Origin of the sequence: Halorubrum sodomense, assembly GCF_900111935.1 — an archaeon.
GTDB classification, from domain to species: Archaea; Halobacteriota; Halobacteria; order Halobacteriales; family Haloferacaceae; genus Halorubrum; species Halorubrum sodomense.
On the sequence record NZ_FOYN01000002.1, the window covers coordinates 261,963 to 286,861 of the forward strand.

Sequence of the window (24,899 nt, forward strand, 5' to 3'; positions counted from 1 at the left end):
AGGTGATATACCGGAGACATGGACGAATCACCACCGGATCGGGAGGTGTCCGTCGCCCTCGTGGACTACGGTCTCGGAAACCTCCGGTCCGCGACTCGCGGACTGGAGCGGGCGGGCGCGTCCGTCGAGATCACCGACGACCCCGAGGCGTTCGCGGCCGCCGACGGCGTCGTCCTCCCCGGGGTCGGCGCGTTCCGCGAGGGGATGGAGAACGCCGGGCCGCTGCGCGAGGCGCTGACCGACCACGCCGACGCCGGCCGCCCCCTCTTCGGGATCTGTCTCGGCATGCAGATGCTCCTCACGACGAGCGAGGAGGCGGACCACGAGGGCGAAGGCGAGGTGACGGGCCTCGATCTGGTCCCCGGCACCAACGTCCGGTTCGACGTGGACCGGAAGGTGCCGCACATGGGCTGGAACGAGCTCGAGGTCGAGCGCGACCACCCGATCGTCGACGGGGTCGACGGGGAGCACGCCTACTTCGTCCACTCCTACTACGCCGAGCCCGCCGACCCGGACGCGGTCGTCGCCACCGCGGACTACGGGGTCGACTTCCCGGCCGTCGTCGCCAACGAGGCCGGCAACGTGTTCGGCACGCAGTTCCACCCCGAGAAGAGCGGCGAGACGGGGCTGGCGATCCTGCGGAACTTCGTCGACTACTGCGCCGACCGGTAGGGCGGCCTCCCCGGCGACGGTTCGGGCAGCCGATCCTACAACTCGTCGTACGGTCCCGGCTTCGCCGCGGTCAGGCGGTCGACCTGCTCGTCGGACAGATCGATCGTCGCGGCCGCGAGGTTCTCGCGCAGCTGGTCGACGGTGCGGGCGCCGACGATCGGCGCGGTGACGCCGTCGCGGTGCGCGAGCCACGCGAGCGCGGTCTGCGCGGCCGAGGCGCCGACCTCGTCGGCGACGGCGTCGAGCTCGTCGTGGACGTCGAAGTTCTCCTCGGTGAGGTACGCCTCCTGGAACCGGGTCGACTCGGCGGCCTTCGAGTCGTCGGGGAGGTCGGCGTCGCGGTCGTACTTGCCGGTTAAAAAGCCCTGCCCGAGCGGGCTCCACGGGGAGACGGCGAGGTTCCGCTGGCGCGCGAACTCGAGGTAATCCCCCTCGACCTCGCGGTCGACGAGGTTGTAGCGCGGCTGGAGCACCGTGAACGGCTCCCACCCCTCGCCCCGGGCGATCTCGTTGGCGCGGGCGACCTTCCAGGCGTTCGGGCGGAGCGTGGAGGCGCCGAGGTAGTGGACCTTGCCGGACTCGACGAGCCCGTTCAGGGTCTTCATCAGCTCGCGGGCGGGCGTCTCGTCGTCCCACCGGTGGATGTAGAGGACGTCGATGTAGTCGGTGTCGAGCCGGTCGAGCAGGGCGTCGACGCGGTGGCGGACGTTCTTGCGGTTCGTGCCCCGGCTGTTCGGGTCGCCGTCGCGGATCTGCCAGTACACCTTCGAGGCGACCGTGTAGCGTTCGCGGTCGCGCTCGGCGAGCCAGTCGCCGATCCAGCGCTCGCAGTCCCCGCCGCCGTACACGTCGGCGGTGTCGATGTAGCGTCCGCCGGCGGTCTCGTAGGCGTCGAGCAGCTCGTGGGCGCGGTCCTCGTCGATCTCCACGTTCCCCGCCTCGGTCACGCGGCCGAACCGCCACGTGCCGAACTGGAGTTCGCTCGTTCGCAGGCCGGTCCGGCCGAGCGGCACGGTCCCCAGATCGATCTCCTCGAGTTCGGGTGTCATCGCTCGACCGTTGTCGCGGTCGACGCAAAAAGCCACAGCAACCGGATGCGGTGTGCGAACGCGCCGCAACGCCCCCGTGGGCCGGCGGCGGTCGCGGCGACGGCTACTCGCAGGTCGCGGCGAAGTCCTCGGCCGTCGCGGCCGCGGTGCACACCGGGCAGCCGGTGTCGAGTATCGTCTCCCGCATCGCGTCGTTGACCTCGATGGTCTGCTCGCAGTCCGGACAGGTGAAGTGAACGGTGGTCAACGGGGTCCCTCTCGTTTCCTCCGGACGCGGGCTGCGAACATAAATGGACGGTTCCGGGGCGGCGGTCGCCGTCCGCTCCGGGGCGACGCCGCCCGTCGTCCGCTCACTCCGTCCGCGGGACCGCGTACGCGCCGACCGCGAGGAAACCGGCCGCGAGCGCGGTCAAAACGAGCAGGTCGCCGGTCCACGCGCCCCCCTCGAAGGTGATCGCCCGAGTTCCGCGCGCGAAGTACGTCAGCGGCGAGGCGGCGACCGCGGGCAGGAACCACTCCGGCAGGAGCGACGGGGTGACGAACGTCTCGGAGAGGAACAGCAGGGGGAGCGCGACCGTGTTGCTCGCGGCGATCACGCCGTCCTGCGAGTCCGCGAGCGAACCGAGGACCGCCCCGAGCCCGCAGAACAGCGCGACCGCGACCGCGACGAACAGGGGCAGGGCGGCGAGCGCGGGCGAGAGGATCAGGGTCGCGTCCGTCACCGCCAGCACTAAGCCGAGGATGAGCAGGCTCGCGGCGCCGATGATCCCGACGTTGACGAGCGTGTGCGCGAGCAGCCACTCGGCGCGGGAGAGCGGCGTCGTCGCCAGCTTCTCGAACCGCCCGCCGTCGCGGTGGCGGGCGATCTCGGAGCCGACCCGCGACAGCGGCGTGAACAGGACCACGACCGCGAGATACCCCGGGATGTAGTAGCCCGCGGGCTCCGCGAAGAGGCCGCCGCCGGTCGGCTGGGTCCGCACCAGCGCGCCGAAGATGACCACGAGGATGACCGGGAAGAAGAAGGTGAAGAACACCGCCGTCCGGCGGCGGGTGAACGAGCGCGCCGCCGCGACCGCCTCCGTCCGGATCCGGCCGAGGCGGGTCATCGGTCGCCCCCGTCCGGCGTCGCGTCGTCGGCTGCGCGACCCCCGCCCGGCGTCGCGTCGTCGGCTGCGCGACGCCCCTCGCCGGCCGCTTCGTCCGGCGGTCCGCCGTCCCCACGGCGCGCGTACTCCTCGCCGGTGAGCCGCAGGTACACGTCCTCGAGCGACGGCTCCGACCACGAGAGCGAGTCGAACGCGACGCCGGCGTCGTCGAGCGCGTCGACCGCGTCGCCGATGGCCTCGGGTCGCACGCCCCAAACCCGGAGGCCGTCGTCGGTCGCCTCGACGGTCGGGTCGGTCCCGAGACGGTCTCGGACGCCGGCCGCGACCGCCTCGACGACTCCCTCCGTCGTCGGCGCCGCGGTCGCCGCGTCGAGCCGCGGCGCGCCGCCGTGTTCGGTGACCAGCCGATCGGGCGCCCCGCTCGCGACGACCCGCCCGTCGCGGAGCATGGCGACGCGGTCGGCGAGCCGCTCGACCTCGTCCATCGCGTGGCTCGTGAGGAAGACGGTCGTGCCGTCGGCCGCGAGCCGCTCGATAAGCCGGTGGATCGCCCGCCGGCCGGCGGGGTCGATCCCGGTCGTCGGCTCGTCGAGGAAGAGGAGGTCGGGGTCGTTGACGACCGCGGTCGCGACGCAGGTGCGGCGCCGCTGGCCGCCCGAGAGCGTCTCGTACCAGGCGTCGGCGTCGTCGGCCATCCCCACGTCGTCGAGGACCGCCTCGGTGTCGCGCGCCGCGTCGTAGAGGCCGCCGTAGTAGTCGACCAGCTCGCGGGCCGTGAGCCGCGCGGGCGGGTCGAACGACTGCGGGAGCAGCCCGATCCGGCTCGGGTCGACCTCGCGGGGCGGCTCGCCGAAGACGCGGAGGCCGCCCTCGGCCTCGGTGGTCCCCGTGAGCGCGCGGACCAGCGTCGTCTTCCCGGCGCCGTTGGGGCCGATGAGCCCGAACACCTCGCCGGCCGCCACGTCGAGGTCGACCCCGTCGAGCGCGTCGACGTCGCCGTACGACTTCCGGACCCCCTCGCCGACGACGACCGGGTCGCCGCCGTCGGGGCCGCCCGGAGTCGCCCCTTCGGCAGGGGCGTCGCCCGCGTCGGCGGTCGCTGTCTCGTCCATGCGATCGGATGCGGCCGCGGCGCGCGTAAGGGTTGCTTTTCGGTCGACGCGGTCGCCGGGACCCGGTCGGGTCCGTTACCCCTAAGCGACCCGCTCCCGACCTACGGCGTATGTACTACCACGAGGCGGCGGCGTTCCTCTTCGACCTCCGCCGCTTCTCGGTCAAGCCCGGCACCGAGCGGGTGGAGGCGCTGCTCGCGCACCTCGGGGACCCGCAGGAGGCGGTCCCGTTCGTCCAGATCGCCGGATCGAACGGGAAGGGCAGCGCGGCGCGGATGACCGAGTCGGTCCTCCGCGAGGCGGGGCTGTCGGTGGGGCTGTACACCTCGCCGCACCTCTCGTCGCTGTCGGAGCGCGTCCGCGTCGACGGCCGGGAGATGACCGAGGCCGCGATCGCGGAGTTCGTCGCCGAGGTGCGCCCGTGGCTGATCGACCGCGCGGCCGCCGGCGAGCCGCTCACCTTCTTCGAGGTCGTGACGGCGATGGCGGTCCGGGAGTTCGCGCGCCGCGAGGTCGACGTCGCCGTGCTGGAGGTCGGCCTCGGCGGCGAGTACGACGCGACGAGCGCGGTCGACCCCGTCGCGACCGCCGTGACGAACGTCTCCTTGGAACACACCGCGGTCCTCGGCGACACGATCGCGGAGATCGCCCGCACGAAGGCTCGGATCGCCCGCCCCGACGCGCCCTTCGTCACCGCCTGCGAGGGCGAGGCGCTCGACGTCGTCCGCGAGGTGGCGGGCGAGGCCGGCGCGCCGGTGACGCGGGTGACCGGCGACGGCGACGCCGCGGGTCGGAGCGACGGCGACGCGGACGAGCGGGACTCGGCGGACGACGCCGACGAGACCGAGGACCCGCCCGCGCTCGCGGCGACCTACGAGGGTCGGGTCAGCGCCACCGACGCCGAGGTCTCGCTCGCCGGCGAGCGCGAGGGGACGTACCGGCTCCCGCTCGTCGGCCGCCACCAGGCGGCGAACGCGGCGGTCGCCGTCGCGCTCGCGGACCGGACCGCGGCGGCGCTGGGGACCGACCTCGCGGACCGCGCCGTGCGCGACGGCCTCGCGAGAGCGACGTGGCCCGGGCGGTTCGAGGTGGTCGACACGGCGCCGCTGACCGTCCTCGACGGCGCGCACAACCCCGCCGCCGCCCGCACGCTCGCGGCGACCCTCGACGAGTACGACTACGACGACCTCCACCTCGTGTACGCCGCGATGCACGACAAGGACCACGCCGAGACCGCCGCGGCGCTGCCCGACGCGGCGACGGCGGTCACCTGCCGGCCCGCCATCGACCGCGCCGAGGACCCCGCGGTCCTCGCGGCCGCGCTCCGGTCGGCGGGCGTCGACAGCGTGACTGCGGGCGACGACGTGACCGACGCGCTCGCGACGGCGGTCGACCGCGCGGACGAGGGCGACTGCGTGCTGCTCGTCGGCTCGCTGTTCGCGGTCGCGGAGGCCCGGGCGGCTCAGATGCGCACGGTCCGGGAGCGGGCCGTTCGGGACGCCGAGGACGCCGAACACGCGCTCGACACGGCGGGCGTCCCGCTCGAGGGCGTCGCGGCCCACCGGGACGGCGTCGACCACCGCGTCCTCACGCTCCGGCTGCGCGGCGACCGCGCCGAGCGCGTCGCGAGCGAGGTCCGAGCGGTCGGCGGCGACGCGGCCCTCGGCGGCCTCGGCGCGGGCGAGGACCGCGGCGCCGGCGGCGAGCGGGTCCCGGTCACCGTCGCCGGGACGGTCGCGGAGCTCCGCGCGCTCGTCGATCGCCTCGACGCGGCCGACGGCGGCGGGCTCGGCGGCGTGGCGGCCGACCTCGCCGCGGCGGTCGGGACCGAAGCCCCGGCGAGCGGTCCGGAGTCCGGGGGCGACGGCGAGAGCGGGGACGGCGACGACACGAGCGACGACAGCGGCCGAGACTTCCCGTGGACCGACCGCACCGCCGTGATGGGCGTGCTCAACGTCACGCCGGACTCCTTCCACGACGGCGGGCGCCACGCCGACCTCGACGACGCGGTGGCCGGCGTCGAGCGGATGGTGGACGCGGGGGTCGACGTCGTCGACGTCGGCGGGGAGTCGACCCGGCCGGGCGCGGAGCCGGTCCCGGTCGAGGCGGAGATCGAGCGCGTCGTGCCGACGATCGAGGCGATCCAGTCGGTGCCGGCGGTGGGGTCGGGCGAGGTGCTGGTGTCGGTCGACACGCGCAAGCCCGCGGTCGCCGAGGCGGCGCTCGACGCGGGCGCGGACATCATCAACGACGTGACTGGGTTAGAGGACCCCGAGATGCGGTCGGTCGTCGCCGAGGCGGACTGCCCGGTGATCGTGATGCACAGCCTCGACGCGCCGGTCGACCCGGACGCCGACCCCGAGTACGACGACGTGGTCGCCGAGGCGGTCGACGCGCTTCGCGAGCGCCTCGCGCTGGCGGACACGGCCGGCATCGACCGCGACCGCGTCATCGTCGACCCCGGGCTCGGCTTCGGGAAGTCGCCGGCGGAGGACTTCGAACTGCTCGCGCGCTGCGGGGAGTTCGCGGCGCTCGGCTGTCCGGTCCTCGTCGGCCACTCGCACAAGTCGCTGTACGGCGCGGTCGGGCGCGACGCCGACGACCGCGAGCACGCGACGGTCGCGGGCACCGCGCTCGCCGCCGACCGCGGCGCCGACATCGTTCGGGTCCACGACGTCGCCGAGAACCGCGCCGCGGTCGACGTCGCCGCCGCGGTGAACGGGGCGCTCCGCGACGGGGGCGACCCCGCGGAGGGGTCGGAGGACGGAGCGTGACGGCCGCGGCCCGGAGCGACCGCGCGGTCGACGGCAGCGTTTTGCCTCGCGACCCCGTCGCGTCCGTATGACCCGGCGCCTGCTGCTCGGCTGTAGCGCGGTCGGGAACGCGCTCGTCGAGCGCACCCGCGAGGAGCGCGGCGGGAGGGACGACCTGGTGGCGATCACCGACGACACCGGCTGGGCGTCGACGCTGCGCGACCGCAACGTCGCCACCGTCGAGGCCGACCCGACCGATCCCGGGACGTACCCGGACGCGGCGGCGGTCGTGCTGATCGCGAGCGACGACCCCGACCGCAACGTCGCCGCCGCGCGCGCGGCCCGGGAACGGTACCCGGACGCGATGATCGTCGCGCACCTCGGAACGGCACCGACGGACGAGCAGCGGGCGGCGGTCGCGGCGGTCGCCGACCGCGTGGTCGACCCGGTCGCGGCGGTCGCCGGCCGCGTCTTCGAGGCGGTCGGGCTCGACCGCGGCCGCGGGGCCGATACCGACGCGGAGTTCGCCCGCACCGACGACGGCGAGGACGAGAGGCCGGCCCGGCTGCTCGCGGCGCTCCGACGGCTCTCGGGGCCGCTGCTGGTCGTCGCGCACGACAATCCCGACCCGGACGCCATCGCCAGCGCGATCGGACTGGCGCGGGTCGCGGAATCGATCGGCGTCGACGCGGACGCCTGCTACGGCGGCGAGATCGCTCACCAGGAGAACCGCGCGATGGTGAACCTCCTCGACATCGACCTCCGGTCGTTCGACGGGGTCGACCTCGACGCGTACGACGGGATCGCCTTGGTCGACCACTCCCGTGCCGGCATCAACGACAGCCTCCCCGAGGGCCACCCGATTGAGGTCGTCGTCGACCACCACCCGCCGCGGGGGCCCGTCGCGGGGTCGTTCGTCGACATCCGCCCCGGGATCGGCGCGACGAGCACGCTGATCGCGGAGTACCTCTCGCGGTACGGGATCGAGCCCGAACGGGACCTCGCGACGGCGCTCCTGTACGGGATCCGGATCGACACGAAGGACTTCACGCGCGCGACCGCGACCGACGACTTCGAGGCGGCGGCCGCGCTGCTCGCGCACGCCGACGAGTCGACGCTCGAACGCGTCGAGAGCCCGAGCGTGAGCCCCGAGACGCTGCGCGTCCTCGCGGCCGCCATCGAGAACCGCGACGTCCGCGGGTCGGTGGCCGCCTCCTGCGTCGGCGAGATCGTCGACCGCGACGCGCTCGCGCAGGCGGCCGACCGGCTGCTCGACCTGGAGGGCGTGACGGCGACGTTCGTCTACGGCTACATGGACGGGGTGATCTACGGCTCCGCCCGCGCCCGCGGCGCCGACCTCGACGCCGGCGAACTGCTCCGCGACGCGCTCGACCCGGTGGGATCGGCCGGCGGCCACGCCGTGATGGCCGGCGCGCAGGTCCCGCTCGGCATCCTCTCTGAGGTCCCCGAGTCGGAGTCGCTGTCGGACGTCGTCGAGGCGTTCGTCGCCGGGCGGTTCTTCGAGGCGCTCGACGACGCGCCCGCCCAGCCGACCGGGTTCCCGCCGGAGTTCCCGACGGACTGAGTCCGGGGCGTGCGAATCTGTCGCACGGCGGCGTAAGACACTCGTCGCCGGCCGCCGATCCCGACACCATGCCCGACACGGGTCCCGATACCGCGTCTGACGGCCTCTACGACGAGCGCCCGCGGCTGTACGACGCGATCCAGTCGGAGTGGAACTACGACCGCGACGGCGACTTCGTCCGCGACGCCCTCGACGCCCGCGGAACCGACCCCGAGCGGCTGCTGGAGGTCGGCTGCGGGACCGGCGAGCACACCCGCCGGTTCGCGGCCCGCGGAATCGACGTGACCGCGGTCGACGTCCACGAGGGGATGCTCGACGTCGCGCGCGAGAAGTGTGGGGACGCTTCCGTCGAGTTTCGGCGAACCGGCCTCCCGGACCTCGATATGGACGACGCGGCGCCGTTCGACGCCGCCGTCGCGGTCCGCGGCGTCGTGAACCACCTGGCGCCGGGCGACCTCGACCCCGCCCTCGCCGCGCTCCGCGACCGCCTCCGGCCGGGCGGCGTCCTCGTCTTCGACAACTCCCCGCTGCCGGCCGAGGGGAACCGGCCGGGGCTCGACGTCGGCCGCGACGCCGAGGGCGAAATCCGGTACGTTCGCGTCGCGCACCACGTCGCGACCGACGACGGCCGGCTCGACTGGCGGGCGGTGACGTTCACGCCCGACGGCGACCCGTTCGTCGACCGCCGCCGGATGACGCCGTTCGCGGACGAGCGGATCGCCGACGCGCTCGCCGCGGCGGGGTTCGACGACGTCGACGTCGCGGAGGGGTACGGCCCCGGAGACGAGCGGAGCGTGTTCGTCGCGGTGCGGTAGCGGATTCGTCCTGTGGTCGTCGTGGTCGCGAGCGCGGTCGCTCGTGCGGGAGCGCGGTCGCTCGTGCGAGCGCGACGCCACCGGTCGCAACGTACATACGGCGCGCCGGCGAACTCACTCACATGACCGACGACATCGTCGAACACCGTCGACTGATCATCGCCGGCACCGGTATTTCTGGTCTCTCGGCGGCTATCTACGCCGCGCGGTCGAACAACGACCCCCTGCTCATCGAAGGGGACGAGCCCGGCGGCCAGCTCACCCTGACGACCGACGTGGAGAACTATCCCGGCTTCCCCGAGGGGATCTCCGGTCCGGGCCTGATCAACGACATGAAGGAACAGGCCGAGAAGTTCGGCGCCGAGGCCCGCAACGGCGTCATCGAGGACGTGGCGAAGGAGCCCGCGGGCCACTTCCGCGTCGCGCTCTCCGACGGCGACGTCTACACCGCCGACGCCGTCATCGCCGCCTCGGGCGCCAGCGCCCGCACGCTGGGCGTCCCCGGCGAGGACGAGCTGATGGGGTACGGCCTCTCGACCTGTGCGACCTGCGACGGCGCGTTCTTCCGCGACGAGGACATGCTCGTCGTCGGCGGCGGCGACGCCGCGATGGAGGAGGCGAACTTCCTGACGAAGTTCGCGGACACCGTCTACGTCGCCCACCGCCGCGAGGAGTTCCGCGCCGAGGACGTGTGGATCGAGCGCACGATGGACGCCGTCGACGACGGGGAGATCGAGCTGCTCCTCAACACCGAGCTCACCGAGATCCACGGCACCCCCGAGGACGGCATCGACCGCGTGACCCTCGTCGAACACCCCGACGGCCACCCGAAGGAGAAGCTCGACGACCCCGCGACCGCCGACGAGGTCGACGAGTACGCGTTCGACGTGGGCGCCGTCTTCTACGCCATCGGCCACACGCCGAACACCGACTTCCTGGAGGGGACCGGCATCGAGACCGACGAGGACGGGTACCTGATCACCGAGGGCGGCCGCGGCGGCGGGCAGACCCGGACCGGCGTCGCGGGCCTGTTCGGCGCGGGCGACGTGGTCGACTTCCACTACCAGCAGGCGGCCACCGCGAGCGGGATGGGCGTGAAGGCCGCGCTCGACGCCGACGAGTACCTCTCCGAGCGCGAGCGCGCCGGCGAGCTGTACGAGGCCGAGATCGACGCCGCGGCCGCGGACGACTGAGAGGCGGTTCGTCGTTTCGGGTGCGTCCGGGTCACCGCCCCGACGGCTCCCGTCCGCACCCCTGATACGCTCGGTGACGCAAACCCCTCTTTGCGTTATACGCGGTACTATCCGTGACCCTCCCGTCGTCCGAAACGTGATGAGCAGACGTGGTCTGGCCGTCGTCGCCGTTGCGCTCGCGTTGTTCGTGACCGGTAGCGCCGTCGCCCTCGCCGGTCCCGTGTCGGGAGGGCCCGGCGGCCTCTTCGGCGGACCGAGCGATCCGCCGGCGCTGCTCCACTTCGACACCGACGGGGTCCGCTGTCCCGACGAGTTCGCGGCCAACGGTTCGACCTCGGTGGCCGCCGGCCCAAGAAACACGGAGATAACGTACGCTCGAAACGTCTCGCTGCCGGGCCCCTCGTACGCCGTCGGCGGGCCGACCTTCGAGCGACTGAACGAGTCCGCCTACGTCCTCGACGTTCCGATCGAGGAGGCCGGGAACGCCTCCCGGCCGTGTTCGGGCGTCGTCCGCTACAACGGGACGATGCGGATCCCCGCGGGCGACGACCCCTGGACCCTGATCGTGAAACAGGACGGCGAGACGGTCACGACGTTCAGCGGCGACTCGGACCACTCCCTCCTCGGCGGCTCGACGAGCGTGAGCGGAAGCGTTTCGGCCCCGGCACAAACGAACGGCTCCGCGAACGCATCCGGAAATTGATGTTCCACCGGCGGTGAACGAGTTCAAAGCCCCGGCCGCTCGTTTATAAATCGCTGACCGTAGATCGACGGTGAGCGTCTCCAAAGCCCCAGCCGCTCCGTTATAAATCGCTGACCGTAGATCGACGGTGAGCGTCTCCAAAGCCCCAGCCGGGAGGCGGGCGCACGCTCGCTGTCGTTCGAAAGGCGCGGAGCGCCTTTCGTGATGACGAGAGAGCTTCGCTCTCTCGAACCACGCTCCTCGTCGCTCGTTTCACTCGCTCCTGCGGTGCTTGCATCGCCTGCGCCCGCCTCCCGGCTGCCCCTTTGAGTCCCACCCCGCACGGCACCGCAGCCTCACGCCTCCCCAGCCTCGTCGGCCGCCCTCCGCGTTGCTCCGGGCGGCCGACTCCCTCGCGCGTGCTCCTCGCGGCCGCCGGGGGCGGCCGCTCGCAGGCGCGCGCCACCGCGGTTCTATTTATAAATGGTCGCTACCCGTTTCACGACAGCACCTCGACGTCGTACCCCTCGGCTTCGAGCGCGTCGACGATGTCGGCGGCGTGTTCGGCGTCGTCGGTCTCCAGTTCGAGTTCGAGTTCGGCGGCGTTGACGGCCACATCGCGGGAGGTGCGGTCGTGGTGGACCGCGTACACGTTCGCGCCGGTGCGCGCGACGATGCTGGAGACGCGCTCCAGTTCGCCGGGGCGGTCCTTCAGGTCGATCGTGATCTTGAGGTAGCGGCCCATCTGGACCAGTCCCCGGCGTATCACGGTGCCGAGGCGGTTGAGGTCGATGTTGCCGCCGCAGAGCGCGGCGACGACCGTCTCGCCGTCGTCGTACTCGAACGCCTCCGAGAGGACGGCGGCGAGCGCGACCGCGCCGGCGCCCTCGACGAGCGTCTTCGCGCGCTCCAAGAGCAGCGTGAGGGCCAGGGCGATCTCGCGGTCGTCGACGGTGACGACCTCGTCGACGTACTCCGTCATGACCTCTAGGGTCCGATCGCCGACCGACCGCGTCGCGATCCCGTCGGCGATCGTGTCGACGCTGTCGATCTCCGTGACCTCGCCCGCTTCCAGCGACTTCGCGGCCGAGGCGGCGCCCGCCGCCTGAACGCCGACGACGCGCACGTCGGGCAGCTGTTCCTTGATCGCGACCGCGACCCCCGAGATCAGCCCGCCGCCGCCGATCGGGACGACGACAGTGTCGAGCTCGGGGCAGTCGTCGACGATCTCTAAGCCGAGCGTCCCCTGCCCGGCCATCACGACGGGGTCGTCGAACGCGTGGACGTAGGTGCGGTCCTCCTCGCGCTCCAGCCGGTGCGCGTACGCCTGCGCCTCGTCGTAGTCGACGCCCTCCAGGCGGACGCTCGCGCCGTACCCGCGGGTGGCCTTCACCTTCGAGACCGGCGCGAACTTCGGCATCACGACGGTGGCGTCGACCCCGGCGCGACTGGCCGCCAGCGCCACGCCCTGCGCGTGGTTGCCGGCGCTCGCGGTGACGACGCCGGCCTCGCGCTCCGCCTCCGAGAGCGTCCGGATCCGATTCATCGCACCGCGGATCTTGAACGCGCCGGTCCGCTGGAAGTTCTCCAGTTTGAGGTGGAGGTCGGCGCCGCTCATCTCGGAGAAGGAGCGCGACCGCTCCAGGGGCGTGTGCCGGGCGACGCCCGAGACCCGCTCGCGCGCCTCGCGGATGTCGGAGAGAGTGAGCATGCCACGCCGTCGCCGCGCCGGCCGCTAATCGGTTCCGGTCGGGGCCGACGGACCGGTCGACCACGGTCGCCGGCCCGCGTCCGCCGCGTCGCGTTCGCCGCGCCCGTCCGATCGACGAGCGAGCGGCTCGGCGTTGGTGAAGGGGGGAATGCACGCGTGTGACGTGCGAGTGAAACCAAGCGACGCGAATACAAAAAGGTGGGGCTACCAGAGCGAAAGTGAAACCGCACGACTGCGCGCCCGTCATCCGCCCGTCAGACGGGATCTCGGGGGGTCAGCCGCACCCGCACGTCGCGCTCGTCGAGGACCGATCGCACCCGAGCGGCGAACGGTCCGGACCCCGGCCACGTCGCGTCCGCGTCGAGTCTGTCGGGGTCGCCGACGTACACCGCGGCGGTCTCCGGGTGCTCGCCCGGCGCGTCGAGCGGGACGGCCTCGCGGACGTACAGCCCGCCGTCGACGTCCTCGTAGGCGTCGAGCGCGTCGATCTCTTCCGTTCGGAGGAGCCGCCCCGCGGTCTCGCCGCCCGGCGCGAGCGTCGGGTACCGCCCCTCCACGAGCCGGAGGCCGTCGAGCGTCGCAGAGCCGACGAAGACGAACGAGTCGACCACCTCGGTGACGGCGTCCGGCTCGGTCAGCGTGCCGTACACGAAGACATCCATGGGCCCCCGTGGGTCGCTCGCGGATTTCAACGTTCGGACGGTTCTCCCTCCCGTGGCCCCGTCTCACTCCTCCCACTCTTCGCGCTCCTCGCGTCCTCGTTCTCGTCGCTTCACCTCGCGCAGTCGATTCACGTCCGGGCGGTAGTCGGTCTCTCGATCGACCGCAACGACTTTACTCGCATCGTCGGTTGGTTTCGTAATGCCGACGCTTCGCGGCCACCACGTCGTCTCCCTGATCGGGGCCGGCCTCCTCGTCGCCGCGGCGGTCCACCACGGCACCGAGGTCGAGGCCGTCGGGAACGTGGGGGGGCCGCTGCTGGCGTTCGCGCTCGACGGCGGCATCGCGGTCGCCGTCCTCGCCGCCGGCCGCCGAATCGCTCGTCGTGGACTCTCTCCCGCCGAGGAGTGGCGCGTGGCGCGGTGGACCGCCTCCGGGGCCGTCCTCGCGCTCGCCGCGTTCGCCGCGACGCTCGCGGTCCGCGTCTTCGAGGGGCGCCCGCTGGTCGAACCGGCGTTCCCGATGCTCGTCGCCGCCGGCGCCGGGAGCCTCGGCGGCGCGGTCGCGGGGTACTACGCGGTCCGCCAGGCCGCCGACGCCCGCCGCGCGCGGGACGCGGTCCGGGCCGTCTCGTTCGTGAACCACCTCCTGCGCCACGACCTCCGCAACGACCTCTCGACGATTCGCGGCTACGCCGACCTGCTCGTCGATGAGACGGACGGGTCCGACCACGCGGCGACCGTGGCCGCGAAGGCCGGCGAGGGACTCGAACGCATCGAGGCGACGAGCGCGGTCGCGGACGCGATCCTCGGCGACGCGGGCTCCAGCCGCGTCGACCTGGCGGCGACGACCCGGAACGTGCTGTCGAGCGTCGACGACGGCGACTCGGTGACCGTCGAGACCGATCTCCCGGAGTCGGCGTCCGTCGCGGCCAACGACGGCGTGCGGTCGATCGTCCACAACCTCGTCGAGAACGCGATCGAACACGCCGGCCCGGACGTCACCGTCCGCGTCGCGGTCCGCGTCGGCGAGGGTGACACGACCGAGGAGGTGGGCGACGACGAGGTCGCGCTGGTCGTCGAGGACGACGGCCCGGGACTCCCGCCCGAGATTCGAAACGGATCGTTCCCCGACGACGACGGGCGCGACGAGGGGCGTGCCGGATCGCGGGACGGCGCCGGATCGCGGGACGGCGCCGGATCGCGGGACGGAGGGGTCAGCGGCCTGGGACTGGTCGCGACGCTCGCCGACGCGTACGGCGGCTCCCTCGAGGCCGGCGAGTCGGATCTCGGCGGCGCGCGGTTCGCGGTGACGCTCCCGCACGCACCGGCCGACTCGGCCGGCTTCGATACGTAGAAACCGCGGGCGACCGTCGGGTGTGACGCATGGACTTCCCGCGGCTGCGGCGCGTCTGGAAGCGCGTGTTCTCGCTCGCGTGGCCAGTCATGGCCGAGCAGACGTTCCGCACCGCGATGCGGACGACGGACATCCTCGTCACCGCGCTGTTCTCGCCGGCCGCGGTCGTCGCCATCGGCCTCGCGGACCTCTACGCCCGGTTTCCGCTGCGGATCGGGCTCGGCCTCGGCGGCGGCGCCATCGCGCTCTCCTCGCAGGACACCGGCGCGGACGCCGCGGAGAACCGCGACGAGGCGGTGACGCAGGCGATCCTGCTCGGCGCGCTCGCCGGGGTCCCGTTCGTCCTCTTCGGCTTTCTCTACGGCGAGTTCGCGATCGGCGTGTTCGGCCGGCTCGTCGGCGAGCGGACCTCGCCCGCGGTCGTCGACCTCGGATCGACGTACCTCGCGATCGTGTTCGCGACCGCCCCGGCCCGCCACGTCGCCTTGGTCGGCGCCCGCGCGCTCCAGGGGACCGGCGACACCCGGACGCCGATGTACGTCAACATCGCCGCCAACTCCGTCAACATCGTCGGCTCGGTCGTCCTCGGGCTGGGCCTGTTCGGCCTCCCGCGACTGGAGGTCCTCGGCGTCGGCCTCGCGACCGCGGGCGCCAACGTGCTCACGGCCGGGCTGCTCTGTGCCGCGATCTGGGGGTCGTGGACCGACGCGGAGTTCGCGTGGCCGCGCGACCTCACCGTCGCGAAGCAGCTCCTCGTCGTGAGCGCGCCCCGCGTGTTGGAAGGGTTCGGCTCCGAGATCGCGGAGTTCCCGTTCAACGCCCTCCTGTTGGGCTTCGGGGAGGCCGTCAACGCCGGCTTCCAGATCGGCCGCCGCGTCTACCAGCAGGTGACCGGGCCGCTCTCGCGGGGCTACAACGTCGCGGCGTCGGTGTTGGTCGGCCAGGCGCTCGGCGAGGGCGACCCGGAGGCCGCGCGGTTCAACGGGTGGGCGGTCGCGGGCCTCGGCGTGCTGACGGTCGGCGCGATCGGGGCGGGACTGGTCGTCGGAGCGTCCCGGCTCGTTCCGATATTCACCGACGACGCGGCCACGATCGGCTACGCCGTCGACTTCGCGCGGGTGTACGGGGTCGCCGGGGCCGCGCTCGCCTGCTTCTCCGCGCTGTCCGGATCGCTCCAGGGCGCGAGCGAGACCCGGGTTCCGCTCGTCGCGCGCGTCTCGGGGATGTTCGGACTGTTCTTGGGGCTCTCTTGGCTGCTCGGTCGCACCGCGGGACTCGGTCCCGCGGGCGCGTACGTCGGGGTGTCCGCCGCCTACGTCTGGATGGCGCTCGTCGTCGCAGCCGGGTTCCACTACTCCGGGTGGGCGACCCGCGCCGCCGACATGATGGACGCGCGCGGGTCCGGTCCGGGCGCCGAGTCGAACGCGGGGTCGGACTCGGCGCCCGATCCAGTGCCCGACGAGGACTCCTCGTAGGGGGAGCCGCTGCCGACGACCGTGGCTCCCGATTTCGGTCGCGCCGCTCCCGGTCCGCTACGGCTCGCCGCCGAGCGACTCTTGTTCGGCGCCGGCGTCGCCCCTGAGCCGCCGCCGGCGCTTGTCGTAGGCGGCCTCCAGCTTCGCGTTCGTCGCGCGCGAGACGAGGTAACAGTCCGCGTCGTCGCCGTCGCGCGGGTGCGCGCTCGCGACCCAGACGTGGCCGTCACCGGCCGAGAGGTCGTCCGCCCACCGCTCGGCGGCCGCGCGGCTCTCGAAGGCGTGCCGGGTCCCGTCCTCGAAGACGAGCCGCCCCACCTTCGCGTTCCGCTTCCGCGCCGACGGCTTGATCGCGACGACGACGCTCACACCCGGGGATCGAGCGCCGTCAGTTAAAAACCTCGTCAGACGCGGGCGCTCAGTCGTCGGCCACGGCGCCGGGTTCGGCGTCCGCGGCGTCCGCCTCCGCCGCGAGCAGGCGGTCGAGCCCGTCGACCATCCCGACGACGCTCGCGCGGGTGATGTCCGCGTCCGACGCCGAGACGCTCACGGAGCGGTCGCCCCGCGAGAGGTCCACCTCGACGGTGACGACCGCGTCCGTGCCGCCCGTGATCGCGTCGACGTGGTAGGAGTCGAGGTCGAAGGCGACGCCGTCGCTCCCGGCCTCGCGCTCCGCGCTCCCGCTCCCGCGCTCGCCGTCGCCGCCCCCGCGTCCGCCCTCGTCGCCGGCGAGCGCCGCGCGGACCGCCTCCAGTCCCGCGTCGACCGGGCCGGCGCCGGTGCCGGCGGCGACGCGCTCCTCGTCGCCGACGCGCAGTCGGACGGAGGCGGTCGGGAGGTTGCCCCCGGAGGTCGCCGAGAGGTCGACGAGCTCGACGTGGCGCTCGCGCTCGCGGCCCCGCACGTCGTCCGCGACCGCGAGCAGGTCGGCGTCGGTGACGCGCTTGCCGCGCTCGCCCAGCTCCTTGACGCGGGCGACGACCTCGCGCAGCTCGTCGTCGTCGACCGCCACGTCGTGTTCCGCGAGCGCGGCCTTCACGCCGGCGCGTCCCGCGTGCTTGCCGAGGACGAGCCGGCGCTCGCGGCCGACGGTCTCGGGCGGGTACGGCTCGTACATCGTCCCGTCCTTCAGCGTGCCGTCGGTGTGGATCCCCGACTCGTGGGCGAAGGCGTTGGCGCCGCAGACCGCCTTGTTCGGGGGGAGCGCGACGCCGGTCGCCTCCGAGACGGTCCGACAGAGCCGGTAGAGCCGATCCAGCTCCACGGTGTCGACGCCGTACGACTCGCCGAGCGCGATTGCGACCTCTTCGAGCGCGACGTTGCCCGCGCGCTCGCCGACGCCGAGGACGGTGCCGTGGACGGTGTCGGCGCCCGCCTTCAGTCCCGCGTGGACGTTCGCCAGCCCGAACCCGAGGTCGTCGTGGGTGTGGAGGCTCGTCGGGCCGAGGGCGGCGAGCCGCGAGACGACGGCGGCGGTGCGCTCGGGGTCGGCCGCGCCGACGGTGTCGCAGTAGCAGATCCGGTCCGCGCCGGCGTCGAGGCCGGCGCCGAGCAGGCGGTCGAGGTAGTCGAGGTCGGCGCGCGAGCCGTCCTCGCCGAGCACCTCCACCCACAGCCCGTGGTCTTTCGCGTACTCGACGAGTTCGACCGTCGTCTCGACGACCTCGTCGCGGGTCGACCCCACCTTCGTCTCGACGTGCTTGTCGGAGGCGGGGACGACGAGGTTCACGCCGTCGACGCCGCAGTCGAGCGCGTGGTCCACGTCCCGCTTAACCCCGCGGGCGAAGCTCGTCACGGTCGCGTCCAGTCCCTCGCCGGCGACGCGGCGGATCGCCTCGCGCTCGCCCTCGGAGGTACACGCCGAGCCGGCCTCGATCAGGTGGACGCCGGCGGCGTCGAGTTCGCGGGCGACGTCGACCTTCTCGCCGGGCGTCAGGGAGACGCCGGGCATCTGTTCGCCGTCGCGCAGCGTGGTGTCTAACAGCTGTACCTCGTCGAGGTCTGTGAGTGTGGTTCGGGTCAAAAGGGGGTCCGTCGGCTCGTCGGTGGTCTCGGGGTCGGTGCCGCCGCGGGGCGGTCGTGCCCCGTCGTCCTTATCGCCGGAGAATTTCGCGGCCAGCCGCCGTGAGGCGACTTCCTCTATCCTCCGAACGAACGCGTTCGTCTCGCGTCATTCGTACCCGTGCGAACGACGCACACACGGATAAACAGTCGGGTCGCGTCAGGTATGGCCAACTGATCGTCGCCGAGACCGCCGATCCGGCGACGATCCCTCGACGCGCCTTCGACGGCCCGAAGACGGGAATTTCCGCCTCACCCCAGCAGCGACCGGAGCGACCGCCGCCGGGTGCCGCACTCGGCGGCGTAGTCACAGGCGTCACACCGCCCGTCGTCGACGCGCGACGGCGGGCCGTCGATCGAGCGCGCCGCGCGGAGCGCCTTGCGATACGCCGCCTTCTTCCGGAGCGTGAGCCGGACCTCTCGGACGACTCCGACCGCCGGGTACTCGACGAGCGCGCGCTCGATCTCCCGCTCGCGCTCCCACGCCAGCGCCTTCGCGATTCCGACCGCGCGGACCGCCTGCGGCTCCCACACGCCGTCCTCCGGCGGCTCGCCCGACGAGACGAGCGTCGGCACGGGCGGGGGAGACGGCTCGGTACCGGCCGGATCCTCGGTCCCCCCGTCCGGTTCCAGTACCTTGTGAACGGTCCCGTGACAGTCCTTGCCCGAGAGGAACCCGCGCTCGCTCGCGGGGTCGACGAAGGCGCCGTACTCGTCGCGCTCGCGGAGCCGGTCGAGGTTTCGGCGGTAGGCGGCCGGCGACCGGTGGAGGGGCAGCTGCCGCAACGCTCGGTCCGGCGCGTCGACCAGCTCGTCGTACCGGAAGGCGAGGTCGATCCGCTCGCGCGCCTTCGGTGGGACGCTTCGCTCGTCGTCGCGCCGGACGTAGTAGAGCTGCCGGGGGCAGTACGCCGCGCGGGCCAGGTCGCTGAACGGGACGAGGGTCACGCGAGGGGTTGGCCGCGGCTTCATTTATAAATAGAACTGCGGTGGCGTCGCCGGCGGCTCTGCCGCCGGCTGTAAGAGGCGCGTCGCGCCTCACTGCGTGCCGACGAGCGGCCTGCGGCCGCGAGTCGCACGCGCGAGGGAGTCGGGCGGCCGGAGCGAAGCGGAGGCCGGCCGACGAGGCTGGGGAGGCGTGGGGTGCGGCCGCTGTGCGGTGGGGCGGGACTCAAAGGGGCAGCCGCGAGGGCGAAGGCGCGCGACGCAAGGACCGCAGGAGCGAGCGAAGCGAGTGACGAGGACCGCAGCGAGCGCACCGAGCCGTCGCGGCTGGGGCTTTGGCGGTGTTCGTCGCGGACCCGTCAGTAACTATTTATAAAAGAGCGGCGGGAAATTCGGCGGTGTTCGCCGCCGAGCCACCGTGAGCTACTTATAACGACACGTCGGTCTCGATGTCCTCGGTCGCCTCGCGGAGGCCGTCCTCGCGGGCGTCGCTCGCGAGCGACCCCTCGATGTCGGCGTCGGTGAGCAGGTCGCGGAACGCGTCGCGGAAGCGGTCGTTCGCCCGCGTGGAGGCGATATCCGTGCGCGCGACCGCGGCGTACCGGGCGACCGTGTCCGGCGGGGCCTCCAGCTCCTCGGCGCACTCGACGATCGAGTTGCCGGCCGCGGTCAGGCGCTTCAGGTCGGCGTACTCGAAGGGCGGATCGGCGCCCTCCTCGCCCCCGCCGCCGTCCACGTCGACCTCGCGGTCCGACTCGCGGACGAGGTGGAGGTCGAGGCGTGCTTTTCGGACCGTCTCGGCGTCGACCTCGGTATCGCCGTCACCCATCTCCCGCGCTTCGAGCGCCTCCCGGATCGCCGCCGCGATCGCGGCGTCGCCCTCGTCCGCGAACCGGCCGCGGGCGACCAGCGCGTAGGCGGCGTCGTCGAGGGGCGTCGAGAAGCCGTACCGCTCGCGCATCGCGGCGACGAGGTCGCGGAGGCGCTCGTCCGTGGCCTCGTCGTCGCGGTCGACGAGGGTTCCCCGTTCCGCGTCCTGACGCTCGGTGACCGTCTCGGCGCCGGTGGCCTCGACGAACAGGTCGCGGAGGTCGGCGGTCTTCTCGTCCATGGGGTTCGATATACGCGGGGGCGGCAGAAAAGGGTCGTGTCGGCGCGGCGCCCCCACCGCCGGCGTTGCGACCTCACACCAGCCCACCGACCGTGAACACCACGTAACAGCACGCCACCAGCGCGCCCGAGTGAAGCAGCGCGGCGTAGCGCCCCCGAGCCGCGGTCCCGGCGAACCACCCGGACGCCAGCACCGTCGCCTGCGTGACGACGTACAGCCGGAAGCGCTCCAGTTCCGGATGAACCCCGCTCGGCTTCGAGACCGCCTCCGAGGCGGCGGCGATCTCAGCGAGGCGCGCGGCGTCGACCACCTGCGTGTTCACGACCGCGACGACGCCGGCGACGAGGACCGCCGCGCCCCAGCCGACCGCGATGTACGGCTGCATCGACGAGCGGAGCGCGCGCTGCTCGCTGTACAGCCGCCCGACCTCGATCCGGAGCGTCTCGAACACCGCGTCGGCGTCGCCGCCGGCGTTCAGCGCGCCCGTGACGAGCCCGAGGGTCGCGGCCGCCAGGGGGGTTCCCACGCGGTCGACGAACCGATCGATCGCGGCCGCGCGGACGTCGACCGCGGCCGGTTCCCCGGCGGGGCCGGCGCCCGCTCGGGTCGCCTCCTCGGGCGCCGTCGTCGAGCGCAGCGCGAACGCGAGGTCGGCCACGTCGTCGTCGAGGACGCCGAGGTCCGCGTCGCGCGCGACCGCCGCGACCGCGGCTTCGAGCGGACGCCCCTGCGCGACGTGGCCCGAGACGGCGTGAACGAAGTCGGCCAGCTCGCGGTCCTTCGCGTCGTCGATCCGGGTGCGTCGCGCCGCGACGAGTCCGACCGGCACCGCGAAGGCGGCGTACCCGATCAGGACGACGTTGACGAGTGTGTAGCCCGCGAGCGCGAGCCAGCCCGCGAGCGCGGCGGCCGGCCCCGCGACGACGACCGCCGTGGCCGCGGGGTTGCGGCCGGCCGTCTCGAGGACCGCCCGCGGGCTCGCGGGCGTCTCGTAGCTCGCGCGCTGGCTCGGCGGCCGGAGCGTCCCGACCGCGACCGCGGCCGCGAGCCCGAACGCGACGAGGAACGCGACCGCCCCGTAGAGGACGACCGCCCGCGTCGGCACCACGCCGACGGGCGTGGGAACCGGCGGAAGCAGCTCGGGGATCACGACCGACAGCGCGGTCGCGCCGATGACGATCAGCGCCGGCAACACCAGCAGGGCGACGAACAGCTCCGTGAGCAGTTCGAGGAACCGCCGGGCCCGCTTCCGGGCGCGGTCCTGTCGGTGGGATAACATTCGGCGCTCGGTCGCGAGGAACTCCGAGAGCGCCGCGTCGCCGGTCGCGGCGTGCTTCCGGAACTTCAACAGGAACGGCGCGAGCAGCTCCCGCGACGGCGTGTCCCGGGCGACCCGCCGGAGCCCCTCGTCTAAGCTCCCGGCGAGGCGGGCGGCGTTGAGCGCCTTTCGCAGCGAGGTCGCGGTGCCGCCGTACGCGTCGCCGTCGGCCGCCTTCCGGAGCATCGCCCGCGGCTCGTCGCTCCCCGAGGAGAGCAGTTCGAGGTACCGCACCGCCCCGGGAAGAGTGCGCTCGATGTCCGTCCGACGCGTCGAGGCCACCCACCGGAGGCCGAGCCCGGCGGCCGCCACGGTCGCGCGCTTCGCGAGGAGCGCGACCGCGACCGCGACGAGCAGCGCGGCCCGCCCGGTCCGGAGCGGGCCGACCGAGTCCGGCGTCGGCGCGGGCGCCGCCGTCGGTCCCGACGAGAGCAGCGCCGCGCCGAACCGCGCCTCGACCGCGGCCGCGACCGCGGGCGCGGCCCCCGCGGCGACGACCAACGCCGGGAGGAAGACGGCGACCGCGACGACCCACGAGAGGCCGTAGGCCCGCGAGAGGTACGTCTCGAAGCCGGTGTCGAGCGCGGTGCCGCGGTACCGCTTCCGATCGGCGTCGTGTCGGCGGTCGCTCGCGTGCCGCGCGAACAGCGCGTAGCAGACGCGGTCGAGGACCGCCAGCCGGCCGCCCGTCGCGAGCGACTCGTTCGCGCCCGCCCCGGCCGTCCCGGTCGTGCGACGCCGGCTCACCGCCGCCCCTCCTCCGCGCGCTCGGCTCTCTCGTCGCCCCGATCCATCGTCCGGGCGGCGCGCTCGACGGTCGCCGCCTCGTCGGTGCGCAGGTCGGCGAGGAACTCGAAGAGTTCGTCCGGGCCGTCGACCCCGTCCCGCACGAGGTACTCGACGTACCGGCGCTTCGATTCGAACTCGGCGGCGACGGCCTCGCGGTCCCGATCGGTCCGGTTCGCGATCCGGTCGAACACGCGGAACCGCGGGCCACCCCCGCGACCGCCGCCCGGAGCGTCGCTCGACCGAGTCGCGCCCGCTCCCTCGGCCCCGTCGCCGCCCGGGGCACCGGGGAATCGGAACGCCCCGTCGCCGTCGCGCCAGGCGACCGTGTTGTAGGGGACGGACTCCGCGCCGGTCTCGACGACGCCCGCCCCGCCCCGTTTCGGGTCGCCGGTCGGGCTCCGTTTCGCCTCCGGGTCGAGGCCGTCGTACGCGGCCTCGGAGAGGGGTTCGATCGCCCGGGAGACGTAGCGCTCGCCGTCGACCTGTCGGGGGAAGACGACGAGGTCGACCTCGCGGAGCAGACGGGCGGACAGGTCCCGGTCGCGGAGGCGGTTGGCCAGCGCCTCGACGTCTTCCGCGTGCGTCGTCCCGATCACGCCGTGGCCGGTGTTCAGGCTCTCCGCGAAGGTCTCGAAGCTCTCGGGCGTGTTGATCTCGGCTATCACCTCGACGTCGGGATTCAGGTAGTTGGCTTCGGTCATCAGCTCCGCCATCCCCACCGACTTGTAGGCGTCCTCGTGGTCCCGGGTGGTGAGCGAGACGCCCGTCTCGTGGGGAAGTCGGACCTCGCGGGACCCCTCGTCGACGGAGACCGGGCGGGCGTCGAAGGGGATGAACGGCGCGTGGGCGTTCAGCAGCGTCGTCTTTCCCACGCCGGTCGGGCCGGCGAAGAGGACGACGCCGCGGTGTTCGTACAGCAGCCACAAGAGCGTCACCAGGTCGGACGACAGCGTTCCCCGACCGATCAGGTCGACCGGTGTGAGCGCGTCCGCCCGCTGCTTCCGGATCGAGACGTGCGGGCCGCCCTCGGAGATGACCGGGAGCGCCACCGCACACCGGATCGTCTGTGGCACCCCGTCCAGTTCGAGGTTCACCTTCGCGGAGGGCGTCGAGGCGTTCAGCTCCGTGCCGTCGCGGGCGGCGATCCCCGTGACGACGTTGACGAACGTCGTCTCCTCTCCGAACGCGAGGTTCGTCGGGATACGGGCGCCGGCTTCGGGGGCGTCGTCGGCCTCGAAGCTCTCCGCCTCGCCTGCCGCGCCCGAAAGCATCGACGCCCGCGGGACGACCTTCACGCGCTCGCCGACGCGGTTCGCCTCCACGTCTTCGAGGTGGGGGTCGCGGATCGGGACCGTGAGGATCCCCTCCCCGACGAAGTCGCGCAACACGTAGTACGCCAGGTCGTCGAGCCGGTCGCGGGCGTACCGCGAGTCGACCGGCGGCGCGGCGAGCCCCCGGTCAGCGAGCGCCGACCTCACCCGGTGGACCGCGGCGTCGAACCACTCGCGGGTGTTACGCGCGGTCAGCCGCCGCGAGAGGAATCGGCGCGCGCGGGCGGCGACGAACGACTCGCGGTCCTCCACCACGTCGCTCACGGTGGTCTCCCAGATCCGCGATTTACACTCTTCGATGAGCGCCTCGTCGCCCGGGAGCAGGTCCGGTTCCAACACGGCGTACTTCGTCTCGAACGCGTCGGAGCCGAGCAGCCGCTCGCGGTAGACGACCACGTCGACCGCGAGCCCGGCGAACTCGACGGCGTACTGCGCAAGTCGCTCGGCGGCCACCCGTTCGACGTAGTCGGCGTCCGCGTCGATGCCGGTCTCGAGCGGGGCGAACGTCTCGGTGTGGACCACCAGTTCGCGGTCGTCTCCGATGTCGGCCACCGCGATCCGGTCGTCCAAGGCGACCGGGGTGAGCTCGCCGAGCAGCCGGAACTCCCGCAGCGCGTGGTAATCGATCCGCCGGCGCGCGGCAGCGCTCGCGTCGACCAGTCGGTCGATCGCCTGCTCGTACTTCGATTCGAACCCGCGCTCGGCGCGTTCGACGACGCCGACCCGCGTGAGCGGGCGGCGGTGGCCGACCGCCGAGAAGTGGTCGCGGACGCGCTCGAGCGCGCGCTCGTCGGCGGGCGACAGCGGCGGCTCGCGGACGTCGTAGCCGAACCGCCCGCCGTCGCGCTCGCGGACCGTCGCGACCACGCCGGGAGCCGCCTCGTACTGCGCCCGGACGTCGGGCGCGTACCACGCCTCCGGGTCGTCCGGCGGCACCGGCGCCGGGACGGAGTCGTCGGCGTCGCCCGACTCCTCGCCGATCCGCAGGGTCGGGCCGTCACTCACCGTGCCGTCCCCCGCGCTCGCAGAGCGCCCGTCGTCGTCCCCGAACCGCCGCGCGCCGCGGTCCCGATCTTCCGCGTCATCGTTCGATCCACGGGTGACCGACGGCTCCGTTTAACCGTTTCTTTTCTGTCACAGTGCGTTCATTTCGGGCCGCGGAAACGTTCGATCGG

General features: G+C 73.3%; 20 protein-coding genes. 8 read left to right on the forward strand and 12 right to left on the reverse strand.

The genetic code is table 11. From position 1 onward, the window contains the following. The first annotated feature begins 18 nt into the window (after window positions 1-18). Complete coding sequence (hisH, locus tag BM286_RS06225) at window positions 19-672, forward strand: imidazole glycerol phosphate synthase subunit HisH (RefSeq protein WP_092920719.1); 654 nt, start codon at window positions 19-21, stop codon at window positions 670-672. A 35-nt stretch (window positions 673-707) separates the two neighbouring features. Here hisH and BM286_RS06230 read toward each other — a convergent pair whose 3' ends face one another. The 4 genes from BM286_RS06230 to BM286_RS06240 all read right to left on the reverse strand — a co-directional run bounded on the left by BM286_RS06230 (window position 708) and on the right by BM286_RS06240 (window position 3,939). Then, window positions 708-1,721 (reverse strand): aldo/keto reductase, encoded by a 1,014-nt coding sequence (locus tag BM286_RS06230; protein WP_092920720.1) that lies wholly within the window; start codon window positions 1,719-1,721, stop codon window positions 708-710. A gap of 103 nt (window positions 1,722-1,824) precedes the next feature. After that, window positions 1,825-1,968 (reverse strand): DUF7560 family zinc ribbon protein, encoded by a 144-nt coding sequence (locus tag BM286_RS15145; protein WP_137694018.1) that lies wholly within the window; start codon window positions 1,966-1,968, stop codon window positions 1,825-1,827. A 103-nt stretch (window positions 1,969-2,071) separates the two neighbouring features. Then, window positions 2,072-2,827 carry an ABC transporter permease gene (locus tag BM286_RS06235; protein ID WP_092920721.1) on the reverse strand — a complete coding sequence of 252 codons (756 nt, stop codon included), beginning with the start codon at window positions 2,825-2,827 and terminating at the stop codon, window positions 2,072-2,074. Continuing rightward, on the reverse strand, window positions 2,824-3,939 hold the full coding sequence (locus BM286_RS06240) for an ABC transporter ATP-binding protein (protein ID WP_092920722.1): 1,116 nt from the start codon (window positions 3,937-3,939) through the stop codon (window positions 2,824-2,826). Before BM286_RS06240 ends, BM286_RS06235 begins: the two co-directional genes overlap by 4 nt. Window positions 3,940-4,049: 110 nt before the next feature. On the opposite strand from BM286_RS06240, the gene folP reads away from it, so the two are divergent. The 5 genes from folP (at window position 4,050) to BM286_RS06265 (ending at window position 10,988) form a co-directional block, all read left to right on the forward strand. Next, window positions 4,050-6,713 (forward strand): dihydropteroate synthase, encoded by a 2,664-nt coding sequence (gene folP / locus BM286_RS06245; RefSeq protein WP_092920723.1) that lies wholly within the window; start codon window positions 4,050-4,052, stop codon window positions 6,711-6,713. 67 nt (window positions 6,714-6,780) lie between these two features. Then, entirely contained in the window at window positions 6,781-8,277 is a 1,497-nt protein-coding gene (locus tag BM286_RS06250; RefSeq protein WP_092920724.1) for a DHH family phosphoesterase, read from the forward strand. Window positions 8,278-8,345: 68 nt separating this feature from the next. After that, a complete protein-coding gene (locus BM286_RS06255) occupies window positions 8,346-9,092 on the forward strand; it encodes a class I SAM-dependent methyltransferase (protein WP_092920725.1) in 747 nt (248 codons plus the stop codon). Between the two features lie 122 nt (window positions 9,093-9,214). Continuing rightward, window positions 9,215-10,285 carry an NAD(P)/FAD-dependent oxidoreductase gene (locus tag BM286_RS06260; protein ID WP_092920726.1) on the forward strand — a complete coding sequence of 357 codons (1,071 nt, stop codon included), beginning with the start codon at window positions 9,215-9,217 and terminating at the stop codon, window positions 10,283-10,285. Between the two features lie 139 nt (window positions 10,286-10,424). Continuing rightward, entirely contained in the window at window positions 10,425-10,988 is a 564-nt protein-coding gene (locus tag BM286_RS06265; RefSeq protein ID WP_092920727.1) for a hypothetical protein, read from the forward strand. A 478-nt stretch (window positions 10,989-11,466) separates the two neighbouring features. Here BM286_RS06265 and ilvA read toward each other — a convergent pair whose 3' ends face one another. Both ilvA and BM286_RS06275 read right to left on the reverse strand, forming a co-directional pair. Further along, window positions 11,467-12,678, reverse strand: coding sequence for a threonine ammonia-lyase (ilvA, locus tag BM286_RS06270; protein ID WP_092920728.1), 1,212 nt, complete (start codon window positions 12,676-12,678; stop codon window positions 11,467-11,469). Between the two features lie 254 nt (window positions 12,679-12,932). Further along, window positions 12,933-13,340 (reverse strand): gamma-glutamylcyclotransferase family protein, encoded by a 408-nt coding sequence (locus BM286_RS06275; protein ID WP_092920729.1) that lies wholly within the window; start codon window positions 13,338-13,340, stop codon window positions 12,933-12,935. Window positions 13,341-13,539: 199 nt separating this feature from the next. Between BM286_RS06275 and BM286_RS06280 the strand changes: the two genes are divergently transcribed. Together BM286_RS06280 and BM286_RS06285 are read left to right on the forward strand one after the other, a co-directional pair. Next, window positions 13,540-14,694 carry an ATP-binding protein gene (locus tag BM286_RS06280; RefSeq protein ID WP_092920730.1) on the forward strand — a complete coding sequence of 385 codons (1,155 nt, stop codon included), beginning with the start codon at window positions 13,540-13,542 and terminating at the stop codon, window positions 14,692-14,694. Between the two features lie 29 nt (window positions 14,695-14,723). Further along, window positions 14,724-16,169, forward strand: coding sequence for an MATE family efflux transporter (locus tag BM286_RS06285; RefSeq protein ID WP_092920731.1), 1,446 nt, complete (start codon window positions 14,724-14,726; stop codon window positions 16,167-16,169). Between the two features lie 57 nt (window positions 16,170-16,226). Here BM286_RS06285 and BM286_RS06290 read toward each other — a convergent pair whose 3' ends face one another. From BM286_RS06290 to BM286_RS06315, 6 genes are all read right to left on the reverse strand, one after another. Continuing rightward, window positions 16,227-16,538, reverse strand: a complete 312-nt coding sequence (locus BM286_RS06290) for a hypothetical protein (protein WP_092920732.1) — start codon at window positions 16,536-16,538, stop codon at window positions 16,227-16,229. A gap of 49 nt (window positions 16,539-16,587) precedes the next feature. Continuing rightward, window positions 16,588-18,192 (reverse strand): alpha-isopropylmalate synthase regulatory domain-containing protein, encoded by a 1,605-nt coding sequence (locus BM286_RS06295; protein WP_092920733.1) that lies wholly within the window; start codon window positions 18,190-18,192, stop codon window positions 16,588-16,590. Between the two features lie 290 nt (window positions 18,193-18,482). After that, window positions 18,483-19,178: a CRISPR-associated protein Cas4 gene (locus tag BM286_RS06300; protein ID WP_092920734.1), complete on the reverse strand. Its 696-nt coding sequence runs from the start codon at window positions 19,176-19,178 to the stop codon at window positions 18,483-18,485. Window positions 19,179-19,602: 424 nt separating this feature from the next. After that, on the reverse strand, window positions 19,603-20,286 hold the full coding sequence (locus BM286_RS06305) for a hypothetical protein (RefSeq protein ID WP_092920735.1): 684 nt from the start codon (window positions 20,284-20,286) through the stop codon (window positions 19,603-19,605). A 73-nt stretch (window positions 20,287-20,359) separates the two neighbouring features. After that, window positions 20,360-22,351, reverse strand: a complete 1,992-nt coding sequence (locus tag BM286_RS06310) for a type II secretion system F family protein (protein ID WP_092920736.1) — start codon at window positions 22,349-22,351, stop codon at window positions 20,360-20,362. Beyond that, the gene (locus BM286_RS06315) at window positions 22,348-24,729 is read right to left on the reverse strand and encodes a type II/IV secretion system ATPase subunit (RefSeq protein WP_092920737.1); all 2,382 of its coding nucleotides are present in this window, start codon (window positions 24,727-24,729) and stop codon (window positions 22,348-22,350) included. The genes BM286_RS06310 and BM286_RS06315 overlap by 4 nt, the downstream gene beginning before the upstream one ends. Between the last annotated feature and the right edge of the window lie 170 nt (window positions 24,730-24,899).

Coding starts and splice junctions, on each gene's coding strand:
- hisH (WP_092920719.1), top strand. CDS start 19: ATGGACGAATCACCACCGGATCGGGAGGTGTCCGTCGCCCTCGTGGAC.
- BM286_RS06230 (WP_092920720.1), bottom strand. CDS start 1,721: ATGACACCCGAACTCGAGGAGATCGATCTGGGGACCGTGCCGCTCGGC.
- BM286_RS06235 (WP_092920721.1), bottom strand. CDS start 2,827: ATGACCCGCCTCGGCCGGATCCGGACGGAGGCGGTCGCGGCGGCGCGC.
- BM286_RS06240 (WP_092920722.1), bottom strand. CDS start 3,939: ATGGACGAGACAGCGACCGCCGACGCGGGCGACGCCCCTGCCGAAGGG.
- folP (WP_092920723.1), top strand. CDS start 4,050: ATGTACTACCACGAGGCGGCGGCGTTCCTCTTCGACCTCCGCCGCTTC.
- BM286_RS06250 (WP_092920724.1), top strand. CDS start 6,781: ATGACCCGGCGCCTGCTGCTCGGCTGTAGCGCGGTCGGGAACGCGCTC.
- BM286_RS06255 (WP_092920725.1), top strand. CDS start 8,346: ATGCCCGACACGGGTCCCGATACCGCGTCTGACGGCCTCTACGACGAG.
- BM286_RS06260 (WP_092920726.1), top strand. CDS start 9,215: ATGACCGACGACATCGTCGAACACCGTCGACTGATCATCGCCGGCACC.
- BM286_RS06265 (WP_092920727.1), top strand. CDS start 10,425: ATGAGCAGACGTGGTCTGGCCGTCGTCGCCGTTGCGCTCGCGTTGTTC.
- ilvA (WP_092920728.1), bottom strand. CDS start 12,678: ATGCTCACTCTCTCCGACATCCGCGAGGCGCGCGAGCGGGTCTCGGGC.
- BM286_RS06275 (WP_092920729.1), bottom strand. CDS start 13,340: ATGGATGTCTTCGTGTACGGCACGCTGACCGAGCCGGACGCCGTCACC.
- BM286_RS06280 (WP_092920730.1), top strand. CDS start 13,540: ATGCCGACGCTTCGCGGCCACCACGTCGTCTCCCTGATCGGGGCCGGC.
- BM286_RS06285 (WP_092920731.1), top strand. CDS start 14,724: ATGGACTTCCCGCGGCTGCGGCGCGTCTGGAAGCGCGTGTTCTCGCTC.
- BM286_RS06305 (WP_092920735.1), bottom strand. CDS start 20,286: ATGGACGAGAAGACCGCCGACCTCCGCGACCTGTTCGTCGAGGCCACC.